This window comes from Enterobacter cloacae complex sp. IR5458, assembly GCF_049238025.1.
GTDB lineage: Bacteria > Pseudomonadota > Gammaproteobacteria > Enterobacterales > Enterobacteriaceae > Enterobacter > Enterobacter kobei.
Map to the genome: position 1 here is coordinate 167,956 of NZ_JBMKIF010000005.1, position 18,970 is coordinate 186,925.

Sequence of the window (18,970 nt, forward strand, 5' to 3'; positions counted from 1 at the left end):
AAGTAATGCGTCCCCCAGCGTACAGGAGACGCATCACGCCGGCATCTTATTATTTGCCAATCATGGTGGACATGGTCTGGGCGATAAACTGTGCTCTGGCACCGAAAATCACCTGAATACCGTTGTCGCCAACGAAGACCACGCCGCGGGCGCCGAGTCCGTTCAGCCCGTCTTTATCCACTGCCTCGCTTTTCGCCACTTCCAGACGCAGGCGGGTAATGCAGGAGCCAACGGAATCAATATTCTGCGCGCCGCCCAGCAGGCTGATAATCTCTGTGGCAAGTTCGGAATCGGACTTGTCATTTGCATTGACAGTGACATCGGTACGACCCGGGGTTTTGACGTCGAAGCGACGGATCACGAAGCGGAACGTAAAGTAGTAAATCAGCCCCATTGGAATGCCGATGATAATGGCATTCAGGAAGTTGGTCTTGTAACCGTTAAAGGACGGCAGGATCCCGAACGACAGGTAGTCGATAAAGCCCGCCGAGAACGATTTGGCAATATGCGCATGCAACAGGTACATGGTCATGTAGGCCAGGCCCGCCATGATGGCATTAAAGACGTAGAGAATCGGCGCCACGAAGATAAAGGTAAACTCTACCGGTTCGGTGATCCCCGTCAGGAAGCAGGTGAGCGCTGCCGAGAACAGAATACCGGCCGCAATCTTTTTGTTTTTCGTGTGGGCTTCGTGATACATCGCCAGGCACGCCGCAGGCAGCGCGAACAGCATCAGCGGGAATTCACCCTGCATGAATTTACCGGCGTTCTGGTAGGTGTCGCTGCTGAAGGATTTCACCCCTTCTTCCAGCATCTTGAACCAGATGGTCTGGTCGCCATGTATCACCTGGCCTGCCTGAGTTGTGTAATCCCCAAACGAATACCAGAACGACGGATACCAGATATGGTGCAGGCCGAGGGGGATTAGCGCACGCTCCACCAGGCCGAAGATAAAGGTCGAGGCCGCCTGGTTATCGCCGTTAACAATCACCGAGAGTGCGTCGATACCGGCCTGAATATGCTGCCAGACGTACGGCAGCAACAGCCCCATCAGGAACGAGAGGAACGCGGTGGCAATCGCCACGAAGCGCTTACCGGAGAAGAAGCCAAGGAACTCCGGCAGCTGCATGGTGTGGAAGCGGTTAAAACACCAGGCCGCAAGGATACCGCAGATCAGGCCGCCGAAGACGCCCATCTGCAGCGTGGGTATGCCGACCACCATGGCGTATTTCCCGCCCTGCGAGGCCATTTCCGGCGTGATGCTTAGCACGGTGCTGATGGTGATGTTGGTGACAAACACCGAGACCGCCGCAGAGAGCGCCGCAATACCGGACTCTGACGCCAGGCCCACGGCGGAGCCAATGGCGAACAGCATCGGCAGGTTGTCAAAAATCACCCCGCCCGCGTTCATCATCAGCGGCAGATGGAACTTGTCGCCGAAGGCCAGCAGCAGGCCCGCAGCGGGAAGCAGTGAAATTGGCAGCATTAAGGCGCGACCAATCATCGATAACTTAGACAGCGATTTAACAAACCCTGATATCAGACCCATGCTGATTTCCCCCGAGTAGCGCTTTTTTTGGCGCTGTTATTGTAAGTAGAACGTTTTAGTAGAACGTTCTACTTATCGTGGAGAAAGCATGAAAAACGCGCAACTGAATTCTCACCTTTCAACAGATGAAATAGTGATTATTTGAAGTTGATCGATAATTAACCGTGATGATTGTGGGGGGATGGTGAGAGAAATTGCCGGGTGCGGCTTCGCCTTACCCGGCCTACAAATGGAGACAGTACGTAGGCCCGGTAAGCGCAGCGCCACCGGGCATCAGACGGCTCAGGCCGTAACCGTCACGCTCTGTCCTTCAAAACTCACGGTCTGGCCCGCGACAATTTTGCAGCGCTTGCGGGTTTCCACCGCGCCGTCGACTTTTACCAGTCCATCGGCAATGGCGATTTTGGCCTGCGCGCCGCTTTCGCTCCAGCCTTCCAGCTTCAGCAGATCGCACAGTTCTACGTGCGGGTGTTTACCTAATGAAAATGTCGCCATCTTACGCGTCCTCTACGTCGTGATACTCTTCGCATGCCTGCAACGTATTCTGAATCAGTGTTGCTACGGTCATTGGGCCTACGCCGCCCGGTACTGGCGTGATGTAAGAGGCGCGTGCCGCCGCATCTTCATATACTACGTCGCCGACCACTTTGCCGTTTTCCAGACGGTTAATACCGACGTCCACGACAATTGCGCCTTCTTTGATCCACTCTCCAGGAATAAAGCCCGGCTTGCCAACCGCCACGATCAGCAGATCGGCGTTCTCGACATGGTGACGCAGGTTTTTGGTGAAGCGGTGGGTCACGGTGGTCGTGCAGCCAGCCAGCAGCAGCTCCATGCTCATCGGGCGGCCCACGATGTTGGACGCACCGATGACAACGGCGTTAAGACCGTAAGTGTCGATGTTATAGCGCTCCAGCAGCGTCACGATACCTCGCGGGGTACATGGGCGCAGACGCGGCGCGCGCTGGCACAGACGACCCACGTTGTACGGATGGAAACCGTCAACGTCTTTATCCGGAGCGATACGCTCCAGCACCTTCACGTTGTCGATGCCTGCTGGCAGCGGCAATTGAACCAGAATACCGTCGATCTCTTTATCGGCGTTCAGGGTGTCAATCAGTTCCAGCAGTTCCGCTTCGCTGGTGGTTTCAGGCAAATCGTAAGAGCGGGAGACGAACCCCACCTCTTCACACGCTTTGCGCTTGCTACCGACATAAATCTGCGATGCCGGGTTGCTACCAACCAGCACAACGGCGAGCCCGGGAGCGCGTTTTCCGGCAACTTTACGTGCCTTCACTTTTTCCGCGACCTCAGAGCGCACCTGCTGCGCAATCGTTTTACCGTCAATTATCTTTGCTGCCATCAGAGAGATGATTCCGTCTGTAACGTTTGAAAGGGGGGATTGCCTGTATTTTGTCAGAAGCGAGCGCCGCTGTCAGTCACCCTTTACGCGTTTTTATCAGCGAGACGCAAAAACCCTTCTTAGTGGGTGGTCAATTTCTTAGGCAGTATTAGGATGTGACCTGGCGAAATGGCAGCGTTTTGACATATTTAAAAACCTATTCCTGCGCTACTTTGTCTCCTCCGAAATAAGCTTTCAATTAATCAATTGAACGTATTTCTTATTCCCGATTTTCGCGGGAAGGGTTATTTACATTTTAAAGGAATAGACATGAAACTCAGCAACATTGCTTCTACTGTTATTGCTACACTGGCCCTGGTCGCGGGTGCCGCTCATGCTGAAGATCCAGCCACGCCGGTAACCGTAAATGGCGGTACCGTGCATTTTAAAGGTGAACTGGTTAATGCTGCTTGTTCAGTAAATACTGATTCTTCCGAGCAGACCGTTAATCTCGGTCAGTATCGTACCGCGAAATTCACCAAAGTGGGCGACACCACCTCTAATATTCCATTCAACATTGAGCTGAATGACTGCGATCCGCTGGTCGCTAAAACCGCTGCGGTTGCCTTCACCGGTCAGATCGACCCAACCGACAAAACCCTGCTGGCCGTGACGTCCGGTAACAACGACAACACCGCAAAAGGCGTGGGTATCGAGATCCTCGACAGCAAATCCAGCGTGCTGACCCCAGACGGTGCGACCTTCTCGGCCGCTCAGACGCTGATTGAAGGGACTAACACCCTGAAATTCACCGCGCGTTATAAATCAACGGCTGCGACCACTGAGCCTGGCCAGGCGAACGCTGACGCCACCTTCGTAATGAAATACGAATAATTCCCTCGCACAAGGATGTTCAGGCCTCAGGGATGAGGCCGTCATACGCAAATGCCAGGAATGAAGGATGACAAGGACTGGAACACTACTGCTGTTAACCCTTGCGATGGCTGGCCCGGCATCGGCACATACCGTGGTGATCGACGGTGGCAAAGTGCATCTTCGCGGGGAGTTGGTAAACGGCGGCTGCGCCGTGGCACCCGACAGCCAGAATATGCGCATCGACATGGGGCAGTACCGAACCAATTCATTTTCCGGTGTGGGCAGTTTCTCAACGGTTAACGTGCCCTTCACCGTGCGACTGCTGGATTGCAGCGTGGATGTCTCGCGCACCGTAGGGATCCAGTTTCAGGGTGTTACACCAGAGGAAGATCCGCAGGTTTTTCTGGCGACATCGCGGCCAGGCGAAACACCTGTCAGTAGCGGCGTGGGGCTGGCGCTTTTTGATGAACAGCAGCGTCAGATTATCCCAAATGCGACGGCCGTTAGCTGGTTGCCGGTGAATACCAGCGAGCTCGCATTTCATTTTAGCGCCCGCTATCGCGCTATTTCCGAACACCTCGTGCCAGGCAATATTCAGTCGGATGTCTGGTTTACGTTGATTTATCCATAACACCTGCGAACACATTATTAAAGGTACGGTTTTGATGAATATGCTAATTAAACCAGGACTGATGTTATCGTTTATTTTAATGATGGTTTCTACTTGCGCGAATGCTTCCGGCGGTATTGCGCTGGGGGCCACACGCGTTATTTACCCGGCGGATGCGAAGCAAACGTCGCTGGCGATCACCAACAGCAATAAACAAGAACGCTATTTAATTAACGCGTGGATCGAAAATGCAAACGGGCAGAAGGAGAAAACCTTTGCCGTCACGCCGCCGCTGTTTGTTAGCGAGCCGGACAGTGAAAACACGCTGCGTATTATTTACGCCGGGCCAGCGCTGCCCGCCGATCGCGAGTCGCTCTTTTACATGAACGTGAAGGCGATCCCGTCAGTGAACAAAGCAAAAACAGAAAACAATAACGTGCTGCAGCTGGCAATCCTTTCGCGTATCAAACTGTTTGTACGCCCGAATAATCTGGCGATGCAGCCAGAAGAGGCACTCTCTCAACTGCGTTTTGAGCGCGTTGGTAACCATCTCAAGGTCAGCAATGCGTCTCCTTACTACATCACCCTGGTCAACCTGAAGCTGGGCGGTCAGACGCTGGATAACCTGATGGTGGCACCGAAAAACTCGGCTCAGCAGGTGCTGCCAGCCGGTGCCAGCGGTACGCTCTCATGGCAGAGCGTGAACGACTACGGTGCCATTACACCGGCGCGTAGCGTCAACCTGTGAGCAGAGACAGGGCGATGAAAAACCATCAGGGACGTTACTGCCCGGTTGCGCTGGCGCTGATGGCCGCGCTCTGGCCCCAGGCTGGCTGGAGCGAAAGCTACTTCAACCCGGCCTTCTTGTCTGACGATACTGCCAGCGTGGCGGATTTGTCGCGTTTTGAACAAGGACACCAGCAGGCACCCGGCGTTTATCGCGTGGATATCTGGCGTAACGATGAGTTTATCGGCACTCAGGACGTGCGTTTTGAGCAGGCTGAGAATATGCCACCGGTGGCGGGCGGTCTGACCCCGTGCATTACGCGCGCGATGCTCGATCGCTTTGGCGTCAACGTTGCGGCGTTTCCCGAACTGGCTAACGTGCAGGGCGAAACCTGCGTTCCGTTGACCACGGCCATTCCCGGCAGCGAAACGGTATTTAACTTTGCCTCACAGCGTCTGAACGTCAGCCTGCCGCAGGTGGCGATGCAAAACAGTGCGCGCGGCTACATCCCGCCCGAACAGTGGGATGAAGGTATTCCCGCCGCCCTGGTGAACTACAGCTTCACGGGCAACCGGGGAAGCGAAGACGACAGCTACTATCTCAACCTGCAGAGCGGGCTGAACTATGGTGCCTGGCGTTTACGTAACAACGGCGCATGGCGTTACACCCAGAATAACGGGCAGCGGCACAGTGAGTGGGAGAATATTGGCACCTGGGCGCAGCGCACCGTTATCCCGCTCAAAAGCGAACTGGTGCTGGGCGACAGCAATACCGGGAATGATGTTTTCGACAGCGTCGGTTTTCGCGGCGGACGACTCTATTCGTCCGACAGCATGTACCCGGACAGCCTGCAGGGCTACGCCCCGACCGTGCGCGGTATTGCCAGGACGCCAGCCAAAGTTGTGGTGCGTCAAAACGGCTACGTTATCTATCAAAGCTACGTTCAGCCTGGTGCCTTTGCCATCACCGATCTTAACCCGACCTCCTCAAGCGGTGACCTGGAGGTGACGGTGGAAGAGAAAGACGGCAGCCAGCAGCGCTACACCGTGCCGTATTCCACCGTCCCGCTGCTGCAGCGAGAAGGGCGCTGGAAATACGATCTCGTGGCGGGGGACTATCGCAGCGGTAACAGCGACCAGGATACGCCGTTCTTCACCCAGGGCACCCTGGTGACCGGTCTTGCCAACGGCTTTACCCTGTATGGCGGTACGCAGCTGGCGTCACGCTATACCGCGCTGGCCGTCGGGGCCGGGAAAAACCTCGGTGACTGGGGCGCGGTATCGGTCGATATCACTCATGCCCGCAGCCAGCTCGCGGACGACAGCAAGCACGAAGGGCAGTCGCTGCGTTTTCTTTATGCCAAATCGCTCAACGGCTTCGGCACCAACTTCCAGCTGCTGGGCTACCGCTACTCCACCAAAGGGTTTTACACCCTGGATGATGTCGCCTGGCGCTCAATGGAAGGCTATCAGTATGCCGATAATCAGGACGGTAACGATGTGCCTGACGTACAGAGTTATCACAACCTGACGTGGAACAAAAAAGGCCGCTTTCAGCTCAACGTCTCTCAGTCACTGGGGGATTACGGCTCGGTCTATATTTCCGGGAGTGAGCAAACCTACTGGGGGACGGACGAAACGAACCTCTGGTATCAGCTGGGTTACGCGGGGGGCGTGAAGGGGATCAACTATTCCGTCTCGTGGTCGTGGAACAAATCCGTCGGTATCGACGGGACTGACCGGATCGCGTCGTTCAACGTCTCCGTGCCGTTTAGCTTGTTTACCCGTCAGGGCTATCGCCGGGACAGCGCGATTGACCGCGCCTACGCCACGGCATCCGCCAGCCGAAACAGTGAGGGTGATACCAGCTGGCAAACCGGCGTCAGCGGCACGCTGCTGGAGGACCGCAACCTGAACTACAGCGTGACCCAGGGACACGCCAGCACCAACGGCTCAAGCGGAAGCGCCAGCGCCAACTGGCAGGCAACCTACGGCACGCTGGGGGTGGGCTACAACTATTCCCGCGATCAGCACGATTTCAACTGGCAGCTCTCCGGCGGGGTGGTCGGCCATGCTGATGGCGTGACCTTTAGCCAGCCGCTGGGCGACACCAACGTGCTGATCAAAGCCCCGGGGGCATCAGGCGTCAGCGTGGAAAACCAGACCGGCGTGAAGACCGACTGGCGCGGCTATGCGGTGATGCCGTATGCCACCGTCTATCGCTATAACCGCGTGGCGCTGGATACCAATACCATGAGCAACAACACCGATATCGAAAATAACGTGAGCAGCGTGGTGCCGACCAAAGGCGCACTGGTGCGCGCCAGCTTTGACACCCGTATTGGCGTGCGTGCCCTGCTGACCGTCACACGTGGTAACCAGCCCGTGCCGTTCGGCGCCGTGGTGCGTGAAACCCAGAGTGGCGTGACCAGCATGGTGGGGGATGACGGGCAAATTTACCTGAGTGGGCTGCCGCTCGAAGGCGAACTGCTGATCCAGTGGGGGAACGGGGCACAGTCCCAGTGCCGTGCGCCTTACAGCTTGCCTGAAAAGAGCCTGCAACAGGCAATCACACTTAAGGGGATCCGCTGTGATTAAAATCCACATTTTTGCTTTATCACTTCTGGCTTTACTGCCCGCGTCAGACGCACTGGCGACCGTGTGCGTCAACGAAAATGGCGTGCCGACAGAGGTGTACTACGACCTGACGGATAAATTCAACAGCTCGAATAACCAGGTGGGTCAGATTGTGACCCTCAGCGAAAAATCGCAATGGGTGGGGGTGAATGCCGTCTGCCCGAAGGGCACGACCGGCAATACCACCAGACGCAGCTACGTCACGGATTACCCGATCACCGGGACCAGCGATCGCTACCAGTATCTGAAGCTTAACGACTATCTGGATGGGGCCATGAAAATCACGGACAGCTATGCTGGCGAGTTTTACCCCCCGCAAAACTATATCCAGATGGGGAGCCATCCGAACGTCTCAAAAAACAAACCGTTTGGCGTTAAGGATTCCAACCTGGTTTTCCGTCTTAAGGTGACCCGGCGTTTTATCAACATGGTGGTGATCCCGCGTGCCACGATGTTCCGTGTTTACGTGACTACGACCGCCTCTGACCCGTTAACCACACCGGTCTATACCATCAGCTACAGCGGAACCATTCAGGTACCGCAAAGCTGCGCAATCAATGCCGGTAATGTGGTTGAGTTTGATTTCGGGGACATTGGCGCCTCCTTGTTCAGCAAAGCGGGCGCGGGTAACAAGCCGGAAGGGGTTTCATCGCAGAGTAAAACCATCGCGATTAAATGCACTAACGTAGAGGCGAATGCCATGCTGACGATGCGCGTTGAGGCTGAAAAGGTCTCCAGTAATGCACTGGTATCGGATAACCCGGATGTGGGGTTCATCATTGCCAACGAGAGTGGTACGCCGTTAACGCCTAACAACCTGACGAGCAAAATTCCGTTCCGTCTGGACGACAGCGCGCAGGCGCAGGTGGGGATCCGGGTCTGGCCAGTGAGCGTGACGGGCAATAAGCCCGCGGAAGGGCGCTTTACCTCGCGCGGGTATTTGCGTGTGGATTACGACTAAGGAGCCGATATGCGAAACGGGATCCGTTTTATCACCGTAGCGCTCTTTGCGCTTTGCACACAGGCTCAGGCGGAAACCGCGTTGGGCGAAATTAACATTCAGCTCTACGGCAATATCGTCGATTTTACCTGCGTAGCCGAGGGGAACGACAGTGACAAAACCGTCACGCTGGGCACCTGGCCCACGAAGCAGCTCAGCACTACCGGGAGCCGCACGCAGCCCATGCCTTTTACGCTGAAACTGACCGGCTGTCCGCCAGGGGCCGCGTCCATTACGTTTTCCGGTAAAGCTGACGGGAGCAACAACGGGTTGCTGGCACTGAACGACGCCAGCACGGCAAGCCGCGTCGCCGTCGAGATCAGGGATGCGGATAAATCGCGTCTGGATCTCCAGCAGGCCAGCCAGCCGGTCACGGTCGATGCGCAGGGGAATGCGACACTGTCATTTTATGCCAATTATATTGCTACTGCCGATAACCCTCAGCCCGGAAAGGCTGATGCTGATGCGACCTTCATGATTAATTATAATTAGCACTGACCGCACTCCCTGCAGCTCAGATAAACTGCAGGGAGTGAATTCAGGTTATAGCAGTTCGTGTGCTTTAGCGTAATCAATTAATTCCACGATGCTTTGCACCCCCAGCTTGGAATAAATATTGGATTTGTGCGCACTAATGGTCTTGTTGCTTAATAGCAATTGCTCCGCAATTTCCTTATTGGACAGCCCATTCGCCAGATAACGTAATACCGTAACCTCGCGATTCGATAACGGCATATCTGCCAGCTCTCCCTTTCCCGACCCCATATGGTTTATAAAATTCAGCGTCTCCGACGGGAAAAAAGAATAGCCCATCAGGATCATCTCTACGGCGTTGTAGATCTCACCCAAATCTTTTCGTTTACTGACAAAGCCGTTGGCCCCGGCGCGAATGGCACGTCCGGCGTAAAACAGTTCTGATTTAGATGATAAGAAAAGAACCTTAATGTCTTTATTTAAGTTTTTGATTCTCTTAAGTAAAGCAAAGGCATCTGTGCCCGTAAGTTCAATGTCAAGGATCACCAAATCGATAGGGTGATTGCGGATGCAGTCAAGAACTTCATGGCTATCGCCAGACTTAAGCTTGACGATGATATTCTTATTTTTCTGTAGCAGGACTTCTATCGACATTCTGACGATAGGATGTTCGTCCATAATGATAACGGATGCCGGTTTCATTTTTAATGCCTCAGATTGTTAAAAGCGTTATGTAGAGTTTTGTAAAACTCTCGAAATGCCGGAAGGATATAATGAGCAGATCCCTATACCGTAGTATTTCCCTGGAAAGAGCGAAAGCATCCCTGTTTACGTAATGAAAAGAACTCTGCCTCAGCGCGGTCGTCTCATTTGGCTGGTGTTGGCAAAAAGGTTTTTCTTATTCAATTTTGATACGCATCTTATTATACAGGGTAAGTTTTTTCCGAAAACCCTGTAAATTACGTTCCGCTTATTGGTTTGTATTATCTTCTGGATCTGAATGGCCTCCTTTTTAAATTTAGCGGAATTATCCTGGTATCCCATTTACCGCATCTTTTCATCTTTATGTAATAACAAAAAATAACAGATGTCTCTTTATGTTGCAAAAATGTTAATGAAATGGCGTCTCGATTTCAGGCAGGATCTTGAGAAGAGGAGGCGAAAAAGTGCCCTCTCAGGGCCTCAGACCTTCATCTGAAAGTCCTTAAGCGATATCAACGTCGCTCCATCATCGTACAGGAGAACGTGCTGCCAGCTTCGCTTCCCGCTCCTGGTGCGTAAAGGGAAGCTGCTTGTTTTTACATCATTATCATCTCGTTAACGCCTTCTGCATTCACTTAACGGATGGAGGAAAGTGCTGCAGTTGATTCAATCTGTGACATTTCACATGGTTCAAGGCCATAAATTAGGAATAGTTATAAAATCGACTTTATTGTTAATATTTAACATTAAATTAACATAATGGGTAAGTAAATTCTTAAAGCGCTTTAGGAAATAAGGGGTTAGGACGTAAGTTAAAACGAGCAGTCTGAGAGGTTATTAAGAAGGTGTAACAATTCCTGGCGATGGCTCAGCCCGAGCTTCATCAGGATGCAGCTGAGGCGATAGATAATGCGGCTATAGGGACGATTCTGCAGAAGGGCAATCTGTCGTAACGTCTTGCCACGGGCAAGCTCCTGCAAAATGGGCCATTCGTTGCGCGAGAACCAGTCTCTATCGGAGCCCTGAAGGGGGCGGGGTTCCATCAGGCTGTGCTGAAGCCCTGCTGCGTTCATCTGACGTTCGAGCACATGAAAAGGACCTGCCGCTTTGCAGAAGAGACGTGCGTCATAATTATCAGCCCGGATCAGCAGCCACGGCGTCAGGAAGGGGGGATACAGGCTATGTCTTCTTAACTGATCCAGCTGATCAATCAGCCCCGTGGAACGGCTTTCAATATCCACTACCAGACGGGCCGAGGGCCATTGGCTCTGCGCACCCAGCGCATCGTCCAGCGAAGTGAAGTCGCAACAGCTGCTTAGCGGAAACTGCCCATTGAGAAAACCGGAGCGCAAAAAATTGTCCTCCGTTACCAGGATGATAAACGGGGCATCGGTTTTTCGGGGCTGGTTGATGGACTGGCTCAAAAACTCGAGTCGGTCGAAAAAGGGGGGGGCAAAAGGTGAGTGCGTAAATCCCAGTGCATCACTTCCTGTACGCCGCCGCCGGTAACGGCGCACTGTCATTCGCATGGCCTCCCTCCTGGAAATGGCGTGTTAATCCTCCGGCCATGTCCAGGACGGCCAGTAATATCCCTGGCCGAGATCGGCACCTGCCTGCAGTGCCCAGATACGATCGCGTTCAGTCTCAATACCTTCGATGAGTACGCTTCCGGCCAGCTGAAAGCAAAGTGAAACCAGTTTCCTCAGTGCAGGTGTGGCGCGTAAACGCCAGAATGCGTTCTTATCGATTTTGATGCCGTTCAACGGTAATCGACAAAATAAAAACGGCTGAATGATAGTTTCGTCGATATCATCCAGCCAGATAGTGTGTCCCCGTTCCTGAAGTTGCCGCAGGTTGTTAACGACGCTCTGCTTCTGTGCGGCGGAGAACGCCAGAAAGAGAGGGAGGTCGACAATCTCAATATTCAGCGGCGCGGTTTTCATATTGATGAGCCGCGCAAAAGGCGCAGGTGCTGTCAACACGGTTATCGGCAGATTAATAAAAAGATTATTGCCATGCGGGGTATTTTTTAATGCGGCCAGCTGCGCTTCAAGCAGCGTCAAAGACGCTTCTGCCGACTGATGGCGGAAGAAGTCCTCGCTATGCTCGGTGTCGGACAAGACGCTCAGGACCTCCACGCCGACCCGGCGCCGGGCGTTGAGGGCGACGATAGGCTCCAGTTTGATGCCGACGATGTCCTGAGAAATAGACTGTAATCGGGGGGGCGTATCGAACGGGTTTTGCGCTGTCACTCCATTGTCCTGTTGTCTGTCAGCCTCCAGGCGGCCGGGATACCTCGCTCTAGTGTGACGAGCTGACGTTCAGGAAAACAGCAGGCGTTACTTAAATGCAACTAAGCCTTTTCGCAGCGCTAAATTTTAAGGTGAAACAGCGAGAAATGTTGAGAAAATAGCCGTATTTACAATCGGCTAACGGTAATTGCCTCTGAAAGCGGAAAAGGCATTGACTCACCTGCCATTGACCGTATAATTCTTCGCGTTTCACCGCCGCGAAGTTCACTCTTCTCAGTGCGCCCTTAGCTCAGTTGGATAGAGCAACGGCCTTCTAAGCCGTAGGTCGTAGGTTCGAATCCTACAGGGCGTGCCATTTAGTTTCAGATGTTAACGCCTCTTCCTCTTCTCACTATTCCCCTTAGATCTGCAACGAGCTCTATTATTTTCCCTTTCCAGATAAATAACCGCTTAATAAATAGAAGCCTAATTAAAATCCATTCGGGCTGGTCTTAATGTTTTCTTAATCTTTAATTAATCCGTTTTTTAAATCTGGATTTTTATCACTTCACTCCCCGCAAAAAAGAAATTTTACACTTTTACGCTTAAACTGGATTGATACTAATTATCATTAGCGTTTTTGTATGCTTTAATCCTGTCCCACAACGCTATGCGTCATTATTCCCGTTGCTCTATTAAGGATATGTTCATGAATTCTCGCCTGCTGTCCTGCTTCTCGCTTGCCTTGTTGTCATCATCGCTTTTCCTTTCCACACAATCCGTTGCCGCTGATAACAGCGAAGGCATTGTGGTATACAACGCGCAGCATGAAAACCTGGTGAAGTCGTGGGTTGACGGTTTTACCAAAGAGACCGGCATTAAGGTCACGCTGCGTAACGGCGATGACAGCGAGCTGGGTAACCAGCTGGTTCAGGAAGGCAGCGCATCACCTGCAGACGTATTTCTGACGGAAAACTCACCGTCCATGGTACTGGTGGATAATGCCAACCTGTTTGCCCCGCTGGATGCAGACACCCTGAAGCAGGTACCGGCAGAGTACCGCCCGGCGCATGGCCGCTGGATCGGCATTGCCGCCCGCAGCACCGTATTCGTCTATAACCCGGCAAAACTGAGCGAACAGCAGCTGCCTAAGTCGCTGATGGATCTGGCCAAACCCGAGTGGAAAGGCCGCTGGGCGGCATCACCGTCAGGCGCGGATTTCCAGGCCATCGTGAGCGCAATGCTGGCGCTTAAAGGCGAAAAAGCCACGCTGGAATGGCTGAAGGCGATGAAAGCTAATTTCGTGGCCTATAAAGGCAACAGCACCGTGATGAAAGCCGTCAACGCCGGCCAGATTGATGGCGGGGTGATTTATCACTACTACCGTTTTGTCGATCAGTCCAAAACGGGTGAGAACAGCAAAAACACCAAACTCTACTACTTCAAACACCAGGATCCGGGCGCGTTCGTCAGCCTTTCCGGTGGTGGCGTGCTGGCGTCCAGCAAACACAAAGCGCAGGCCCAGGCGCTCATCAAATACATTACCGGTAAAGAGGGCCAGGAAAGCCTGCGCACCAACAATGCCTTTGAATATGCGGTGGGCGTGAACGCGGCCTCTAACCCGAAACTGGTCCCGCTGAACGATCTGGATGCACCGAAAGTTGAACCTTCAACGCTCAACAGTAAAAAAGTTATCGAGCTGATGACGCAAGCCGGTCTGCTGTGATCCTGAGAGTGAAGTGAAGGTATTATGTCTGGTCTGAGTCTCGACCTCGGCAAAAACAGCGTGCGGGAGCCTGGCCGCAGGCGTCCCGCACTGCCGATGGTAGCGTTAGCTGTCCTTTTTTCTTTACTGGCACTTCTGCCCCTGGGTTTTATCATTGCCATAGGCGTTGAGACGGGCTGGGAAACGATTAGGGCGCTGGTATTTCGCCCACGTGTTGCTGAACTGCTCAGTAACACGCTGTGGCTGACGGCGCTGGCGGTACCGCTGTGTATCGTGACGGGCGTGGCAATCGCCTGGCTCACGGAGCGCACGCAGCTTGCCGGGCGAGGGATCTGGTCCGCGCTGGCGGTCGCCCCTCTGGCGATCCCCGCGTTTGTGCAAAGCTATGCCTGGGTGAGCGTGGTTCCCTCGATGCATGGCCTTTCCGCGGGCGTGTTCCTCTCCGTTTTAGCTTACTATCCGTTTATTTATATGCCGGTTGCGGCGGTGCTGCGTCGTCTTGACCCAACGCTGGAAGATGTGGCCGCCTCGCTCGGCACCCCGCCGTGGCGGGTCTTTTTCCGCGTGGTGCTGCCGCAGCTAAAACTGGCTATCTGCGGCGGCGCGCTGCTGGTGGCGCTGCACCTGCTGGCGGAATACGGTCTGTACGTGATGATCCGTTTTGATACCTTCACAACGGCCATTTACGACCAGTTTCAGTCCACCTTCAGCGGCCCGGCAGCGAACATGCTGGCGGGCGTATTGGCCTTATGCTGCCTGGCGATCTTAGTGCTGGAAGGCGTGACGCGCGGGAAAGCGCGCTATGCACGCATTGGCGCTGGTGCGGCACGTGAACAGAAACGCTGGCCGCTGAAGCCTGCGGCGGCTGCGCTGGGACAGCTGTTTTTCCTCGTACTGGTCATGCTGGCGCTGGGCGTGCCGCTTATTGTCCTGTGCCGCTGGATTTGGCTCGGCGGCGTGCAAAACTGGATGAACGCCGATCTCTGGCACTCCCTGCGCCAGACGCTGATGCTCGGCGTGGGCGGGGCACTGCTGACGACGGCGTGCGTCATCCCCATCGCGTGGCTTGGGATCCGCTACCCGCACCGTATTTTCCGGATGCTGGAAGGGTGCATCTACATAACCAGTTCGCTGCCGGGCATTGTCACCGCGCTGGCGCTGGTCACGGTCACTATTCATTACGCTCGCCCCATTTATCAGACGGAAATCACCCTGTTCCTGGCCTATCTGCTGATGTTTATGCCCCGCGCGCTCATTAACCTGCGGGCAGGGATTGCCCAGGCGCCGGTGGAGCTGGAAAACGTGGCGCGCAGCCTGGGCAGCACGCCTGCGAAAGCGCTCTGGAGCGTTACCCTGCGGCTGGCCGCACCGGGCGCTGCGGCAGGCGCCGCGCTGGTATTCCTTGGCGTCAGCAATGAATTGACCGCCACGCTGCTGCTCTCGCCGCTGGGAACCCGCACGCTCTCCACCGGATTTTGGGCGCTGACCAGTGAAATTGATTATGTGGCCGCCGCGCCCTACGCAATGCTGATGATCCTGATCTCACTCCCGCTGACCGCCATTCTCTATATGCAGTCGAAAAAAATTGCAGGGCTATGACATGCTTGAATTAACCGCCATTTCAAAATCGTTTTCGGACGTGCAGGTGCTCGACAGCTTAAACCTGAGCGTTGCGCCGGGGAGCCGCACGGCGATTGTCGGCCCCTCCGGGTCGGGGAAAACCACGCTGCTGCGTATTCTCGCCGGGTTTGAGACGCCGGATACCGGCCGCATCGTCATGCAGGGAAAAACGCTGTTTGATGAAAATCATGTTGTTCCTGCTCACCTGCGCGGGATCGGTTATGTGCCCCAGGAGGGCGCGCTGTTCCCCCATCTCAACGTGGCAGATAACATTGCCTGGGGGCTGGACGGTACCCGCCATGAGAAGCGCCAGCGCGTTGAGGTGCTGATGGAGATGGTCTCTCTCGACAGGCAGCTCGCGACGCACTGGCCCCATGAGATTTCCGGCGGACAGCAGCAGCGCGTGGCGCTTGCCCGTGCGCTGGCCCAGCGTCCTTCGCTGATGCTGCTGGATGAACCGTTCTCGGCGCTGGATACCGGCTTGCGCGCCATGACGCGTAAAGCAACGGCCGATCTGCTGGCGGAAGCGGGCGTGGCCTCAATTCTGGTCACCCACGATCAGAACGAAGCGTTGTCTTTTGCCACGCAGGTTGCCGTGATGCGTTCTGGCCGCTTCACGCAGGTGGGAACGCCTTATGACGTCTATACCCGTCCCGTTGACGAAGAGACGGCGCTGTTTCTTGGCGATGCCGTGATCCTGCCTGCTCAGCTCGCTGGCGGTTACGCCGTGTGTGCACTGGGCGAGGTGCCGACGGACAATCCGCATGCAACAGGAGAGGGCCGGGTAATGATGCGTCCTGAACAATTGCGCGTGACGGCATGTGCGCCTCATGAAAGCCCTGTCTCCATTCTTGATGTCGACTTCACCGGTCAGCTGTCTACGCTGACGCTGGGATTAGCCGGGCATGAACAGCTCGTTATCCTCAGGACCGTCAGTCAGCCGGGCTGGCACCCGGGCGCGGCGGTACGCATTGATGTGACGGGCACTGCGCGCGTTTTATAATCATAACCACCCCAAAACGGGGTGGTTGTTCCCCATCGTCCTCATTACCTCCCTTCATGAACGCGTGACGCTTGCCAATGCATAGATAATGCGTATAGTTCTCATTTGCATTGCAGTTAATACATTCTAAGGCCCGACAACGGGTCATTTTTTCGCGCACTTTCAAATGAGTTAACGATGGACAACACCAAAATACACAAAACGCTGCTGGCGCTCGCCATTGGGGCGGTGACACATTCCGTCCAGGCGGTGGATGATAAAAAAGAAGATACGCTTGTTGTGCAGGCTGCACCTGCCAGCGACTTTAAACCCGGCGGCGACCAGCTGGTACCGGCCTTTCTTGACGGGCAGGTGGCGAACGGCGGGCGCATGGGGATGCTGGGCCAGCAGAACGCCATGGACGTGCCGTTCAACATCATCAGCTACACCTCGAAGCTGGTGGAAGATCAGCAGGCGAAAACCATCGCTGACGTGGTCGCCAACGATGCGGGCGTGCAGTACGTTCAGGGATACGGTAACAGCGCGGAGACCTACCGCATTCGTGGCCTGAAGTTTGACGGCGACGACATGACGTTTGGCGGGCTGTCCGGGGTACTGCCGCGTCAGGTGGTGGATGCGCAGATGGTTGACCGTATTGAGATCTTCAAAGGCGCCAACGCGCTGATGAACGGTGCGGCAAGCTCTGGCGTGGGCGGGATGATCAATCTTGAGCCGAAACATGCGGGCGATACCCCGCAGGCAAAAGTGGGCGTGGATTACACCTCAGATTCGCAGTTTGGCACCACGCTGGATGCAGGCCGTCGCTTTGGTGACAGCGACCAGTTCGGTGCGCGCGTGAACCTGGTCCACCGTGAAGGGGAAACCGGCGTACCGAACGACCGTCGCCGCACCACGCTGCTCTCTACCGGTCTCGATTACAACGGCGACAACGTCCGCACCTCGCTGGACCTGGGCTATCAGAAGAAAACCTTCCACGGCAGCCCGACCAGCGTCAACATCTCGGCGGTGGATTTCGTGCCTGAACCGCCGAAAAACGATCGTAACTTCTCGCAGAAGTGGGCCTACAGCAATATCGAAAACGAATTTGGGATGTGGCGCAGCGAATACGACATCACCGATAACTGGACCGCCTATACCGGCCTGGGCGCGCAGCACGCGCACGAAGAAGGGATCTACAGCGCGCCGAAGCTGCTGGACAAAAGCGGCAAAGCCACGGTCAGCCGTCTGGATACTAACCGCATTAGCGATTCCGTTAGCGGGATGGCGGGCATTCGCGGGAATTTCAATACCGGCTTTGTGTCGCACAAGGTGAACGTTGGGTACTCGGCGACGACCAAAAACGAAAAAATCGCGTGGAAAATGTCTGCGACGAAGGATAACCCGACCACCAACATCTACCACAACACCGGCGTTGATATGCCGGACAGCTCCAACTTCAATGGATCAGGTGGCAAATACAGCGATCCGCTAACCAGCGGGCGCACCCGTACTCAGGGCTGGCTGCTGAGCGATACGCTGGGCGTCCTGGACGACAAGCTGCTGTTCACCGCGGGGGCGCGTCATCAGAAAGTGGTCATCCGCGGGTATAACAAAATTACCGGTGCGGAAAACGACGCGGACGGATTCGACGGTAGCCGCTGGATGCCAACCTACGGCGTGGTTTATAAACCGTGGGAGCAGATTTCCCTTTACGCCAACCACACCGAAGCGCTGCAGCCGGGAAAAACCGCGCCGGACACCGCCACCAACTACGGCCAAAGTACCGGTATTGTTCACTCTAAACAGAATGAAGTCGGCTTGAAGGCAGACTTTGGACGCGTGGGCGGCTCTCTGGCGCTGTTTGAGATCAAAATGCCATCGGCGATCCTCGACGATGACAATCACTACGGCCTGGACGCTGAACAGCGTAACCGTGGCGTAGAGCTCAACGTTTTTGGCGAGCCCATGCTCGGGATGCGCCTGAACGCCAGCGCCACCTGGCTGCAGGCCGAGCTGACCAAAACCAAAAACGGCGTGAATCAAGGCAACGATGCGATTGGCGTGCCGAACTTCTATGCCGTGCTGGGGGCAGAGTACGACATCAAGCCAGTTGACGGCCTGACCGCCACCGCACGCGTGAACCACTCGGGCACGCAGTATGCCGATCTCGCGAACAGCAAAAAGCTGGACAGCTATACCACGCTGGATCTGGGCATGCGCTACCGCTTCGCGCTGAACCACAATGCAAACCAGATGACCGTGCGCGCAGGCATCGACAACGTGACCAATGAAAACTACTGGGCCAGCGTGGACGATTCCGGTACCTACATCACTCAGGGCGAACCGCGAACCTTTAAGGTCTCGGTGGGCTACGAGTTCTAAGCGTTCCACCTCGTTATCCGGGGCAGGGACGCCCCAATCCCGCCGTTATCCTGTTATAAAATTGTAACAAAAGCTTCTTACACTGTTCGCCAACTCCTTACCTCTTGGCCAAT

General features: G+C 55.0%; 16 protein-coding genes and 1 tRNA gene. 11 read left to right on the forward strand and 6 right to left on the reverse strand.

The window, feature by feature from the left end:
• Window positions 1–49: 49 nt before the first annotated feature.
• The 3 genes from ACOTYN_RS06105 to folD all read right to left on the reverse strand — a co-directional run bounded on the left by ACOTYN_RS06105 (window position 50) and on the right by folD (window position 2,912).
• Window positions 50–1,549: a PTS transporter subunit EIIC gene (locus ACOTYN_RS06105; protein WP_332956720.1), complete on the reverse strand. Its 1,500-nt coding sequence runs from the start codon at window positions 1,547–1,549 to the stop codon at window positions 50–52.
• A gap of 282 nt (window positions 1,550–1,831) precedes the next feature.
• Window positions 1,832–2,044, reverse strand: coding sequence for a ribosome-associated protein YbcJ (ybcJ, locus tag ACOTYN_RS06110; RefSeq protein WP_004143016.1), 213 nt, complete (start codon window positions 2,042–2,044; stop codon window positions 1,832–1,834).
• A 1-nt stretch (window position 2,045) separates the two neighbouring features.
• A complete protein-coding gene (gene folD / locus ACOTYN_RS06115; RefSeq protein WP_014882841.1) occupies window positions 2,046–2,912 on the reverse strand; it encodes a bifunctional methylenetetrahydrofolate dehydrogenase/methenyltetrahydrofolate cyclohydrolase FolD in 867 nt (288 codons plus the stop codon).
• 309 nt (window positions 2,913–3,221) lie between these two features.
• Here folD and fimA point away from each other — a divergent pair, with 309 nt between their 5' ends.
• The 6 genes from fimA (at window position 3,222) to sfmF (ending at window position 9,232) form a co-directional block, all read left to right on the forward strand.
• Window positions 3,222–3,785, forward strand: a complete 564-nt coding sequence (fimA, locus tag ACOTYN_RS06120; RefSeq protein ID WP_014882842.1) for a type 1 fimbrial major subunit FimA — start codon at window positions 3,222–3,224, stop codon at window positions 3,783–3,785.
• 67 nt (window positions 3,786–3,852) lie between these two features.
• The gene (fimI, locus tag ACOTYN_RS06125; protein ID WP_014882843.1) at window positions 3,853–4,398 is read left to right on the forward strand and encodes a type 1 fimbrial protein subunit FimI; all 546 of its coding nucleotides are present in this window, start codon (window positions 3,853–3,855) and stop codon (window positions 4,396–4,398) included.
• A 34-nt stretch (window positions 4,399–4,432) separates the two neighbouring features.
• Entirely contained in the window at window positions 4,433–5,125 is a 693-nt protein-coding gene (fimC, locus tag ACOTYN_RS06130; RefSeq protein WP_023336841.1) for a type 1 fimbria chaperone FimC, read from the forward strand.
• Between the two features lie 14 nt (window positions 5,126–5,139).
• Complete coding sequence (locus ACOTYN_RS06135) at window positions 5,140–7,701, forward strand: fimbrial biogenesis usher protein (RefSeq protein WP_059372429.1); 2,562 nt, start codon at window positions 5,140–5,142, stop codon at window positions 7,699–7,701.
• Window positions 7,694–8,701, forward strand: coding sequence for a type 1 fimbria D-mannose specific adhesin FimH (gene fimH / locus ACOTYN_RS06140; RefSeq protein ID WP_014882846.1), 1,008 nt, complete (start codon window positions 7,694–7,696; stop codon window positions 8,699–8,701). Before ACOTYN_RS06135 ends, fimH begins: the two co-directional genes overlap by 8 nt.
• Before the next feature lie 9 nt (window positions 8,702–8,710).
• On the forward strand, window positions 8,711–9,232 hold the full coding sequence (gene sfmF, locus ACOTYN_RS06145) for a fimbria assembly protein (RefSeq protein WP_014882847.1): 522 nt from the start codon (window positions 8,711–8,713) through the stop codon (window positions 9,230–9,232).
• A gap of 51 nt (window positions 9,233–9,283) precedes the next feature.
• On the opposite strand, the gene fimZ is transcribed toward sfmF, so the two are convergent.
• The 3 genes from fimZ to ACOTYN_RS06160 form a co-directional block, all read right to left on the reverse strand.
• Window positions 9,284–9,916, reverse strand: coding sequence for a fimbria biosynthesis transcriptional regulator FimZ (gene fimZ, locus ACOTYN_RS06150; RefSeq protein WP_014882848.1), 633 nt, complete (start codon window positions 9,914–9,916; stop codon window positions 9,284–9,286).
• An 812-nt stretch (window positions 9,917–10,728) separates the two neighbouring features.
• A complete protein-coding gene (locus ACOTYN_RS06155; protein ID WP_014882850.1) occupies window positions 10,729–11,445 on the reverse strand; it encodes a helix-turn-helix transcriptional regulator in 717 nt (238 codons plus the stop codon).
• A 24-nt stretch (window positions 11,446–11,469) separates the two neighbouring features.
• The gene (locus tag ACOTYN_RS06160) at window positions 11,470–12,168 is read right to left on the reverse strand and encodes an EAL domain-containing protein (protein ID WP_071922526.1); all 699 of its coding nucleotides are present in this window, start codon (window positions 12,166–12,168) and stop codon (window positions 11,470–11,472) included.
• A 278-nt stretch (window positions 12,169–12,446) separates the two neighbouring features.
• Between ACOTYN_RS06160 and ACOTYN_RS06165 the strand changes: the two genes are divergently transcribed.
• The 5 genes from ACOTYN_RS06165 to ACOTYN_RS06185 all read left to right on the forward strand — a co-directional run bounded on the left by ACOTYN_RS06165 (window position 12,447) and on the right by ACOTYN_RS06185 (window position 18,857).
• A tRNA-Arg gene (locus tag ACOTYN_RS06165) sits at window positions 12,447–12,523 on the forward strand.
• A 333-nt stretch (window positions 12,524–12,856) separates the two neighbouring features.
• Window positions 12,857–13,873, forward strand: a complete 1,017-nt coding sequence (locus ACOTYN_RS06170; protein ID WP_071922525.1) for an iron ABC transporter substrate-binding protein — start codon at window positions 12,857–12,859, stop codon at window positions 13,871–13,873.
• A gap of 24 nt (window positions 13,874–13,897) precedes the next feature.
• Complete coding sequence (locus ACOTYN_RS06175) at window positions 13,898–15,472, forward strand: iron ABC transporter permease (protein WP_332956714.1); 1,575 nt, start codon at window positions 13,898–13,900, stop codon at window positions 15,470–15,472.
• 1 nt (window position 15,473) lies between these two features.
• Window positions 15,474–16,496 (forward strand): ABC transporter ATP-binding protein, encoded by a 1,023-nt coding sequence (locus ACOTYN_RS06180; protein WP_332956712.1) that lies wholly within the window; start codon window positions 15,474–15,476, stop codon window positions 16,494–16,496.
• Window positions 16,497–16,673: 177 nt separating this feature from the next.
• On the forward strand, window positions 16,674–18,857 hold the full coding sequence (locus ACOTYN_RS06185; protein ID WP_071922524.1) for a TonB-dependent receptor: 2,184 nt from the start codon (window positions 16,674–16,676) through the stop codon (window positions 18,855–18,857).
• Window positions 18,858–18,970 lie beyond the last annotated feature (113 nt).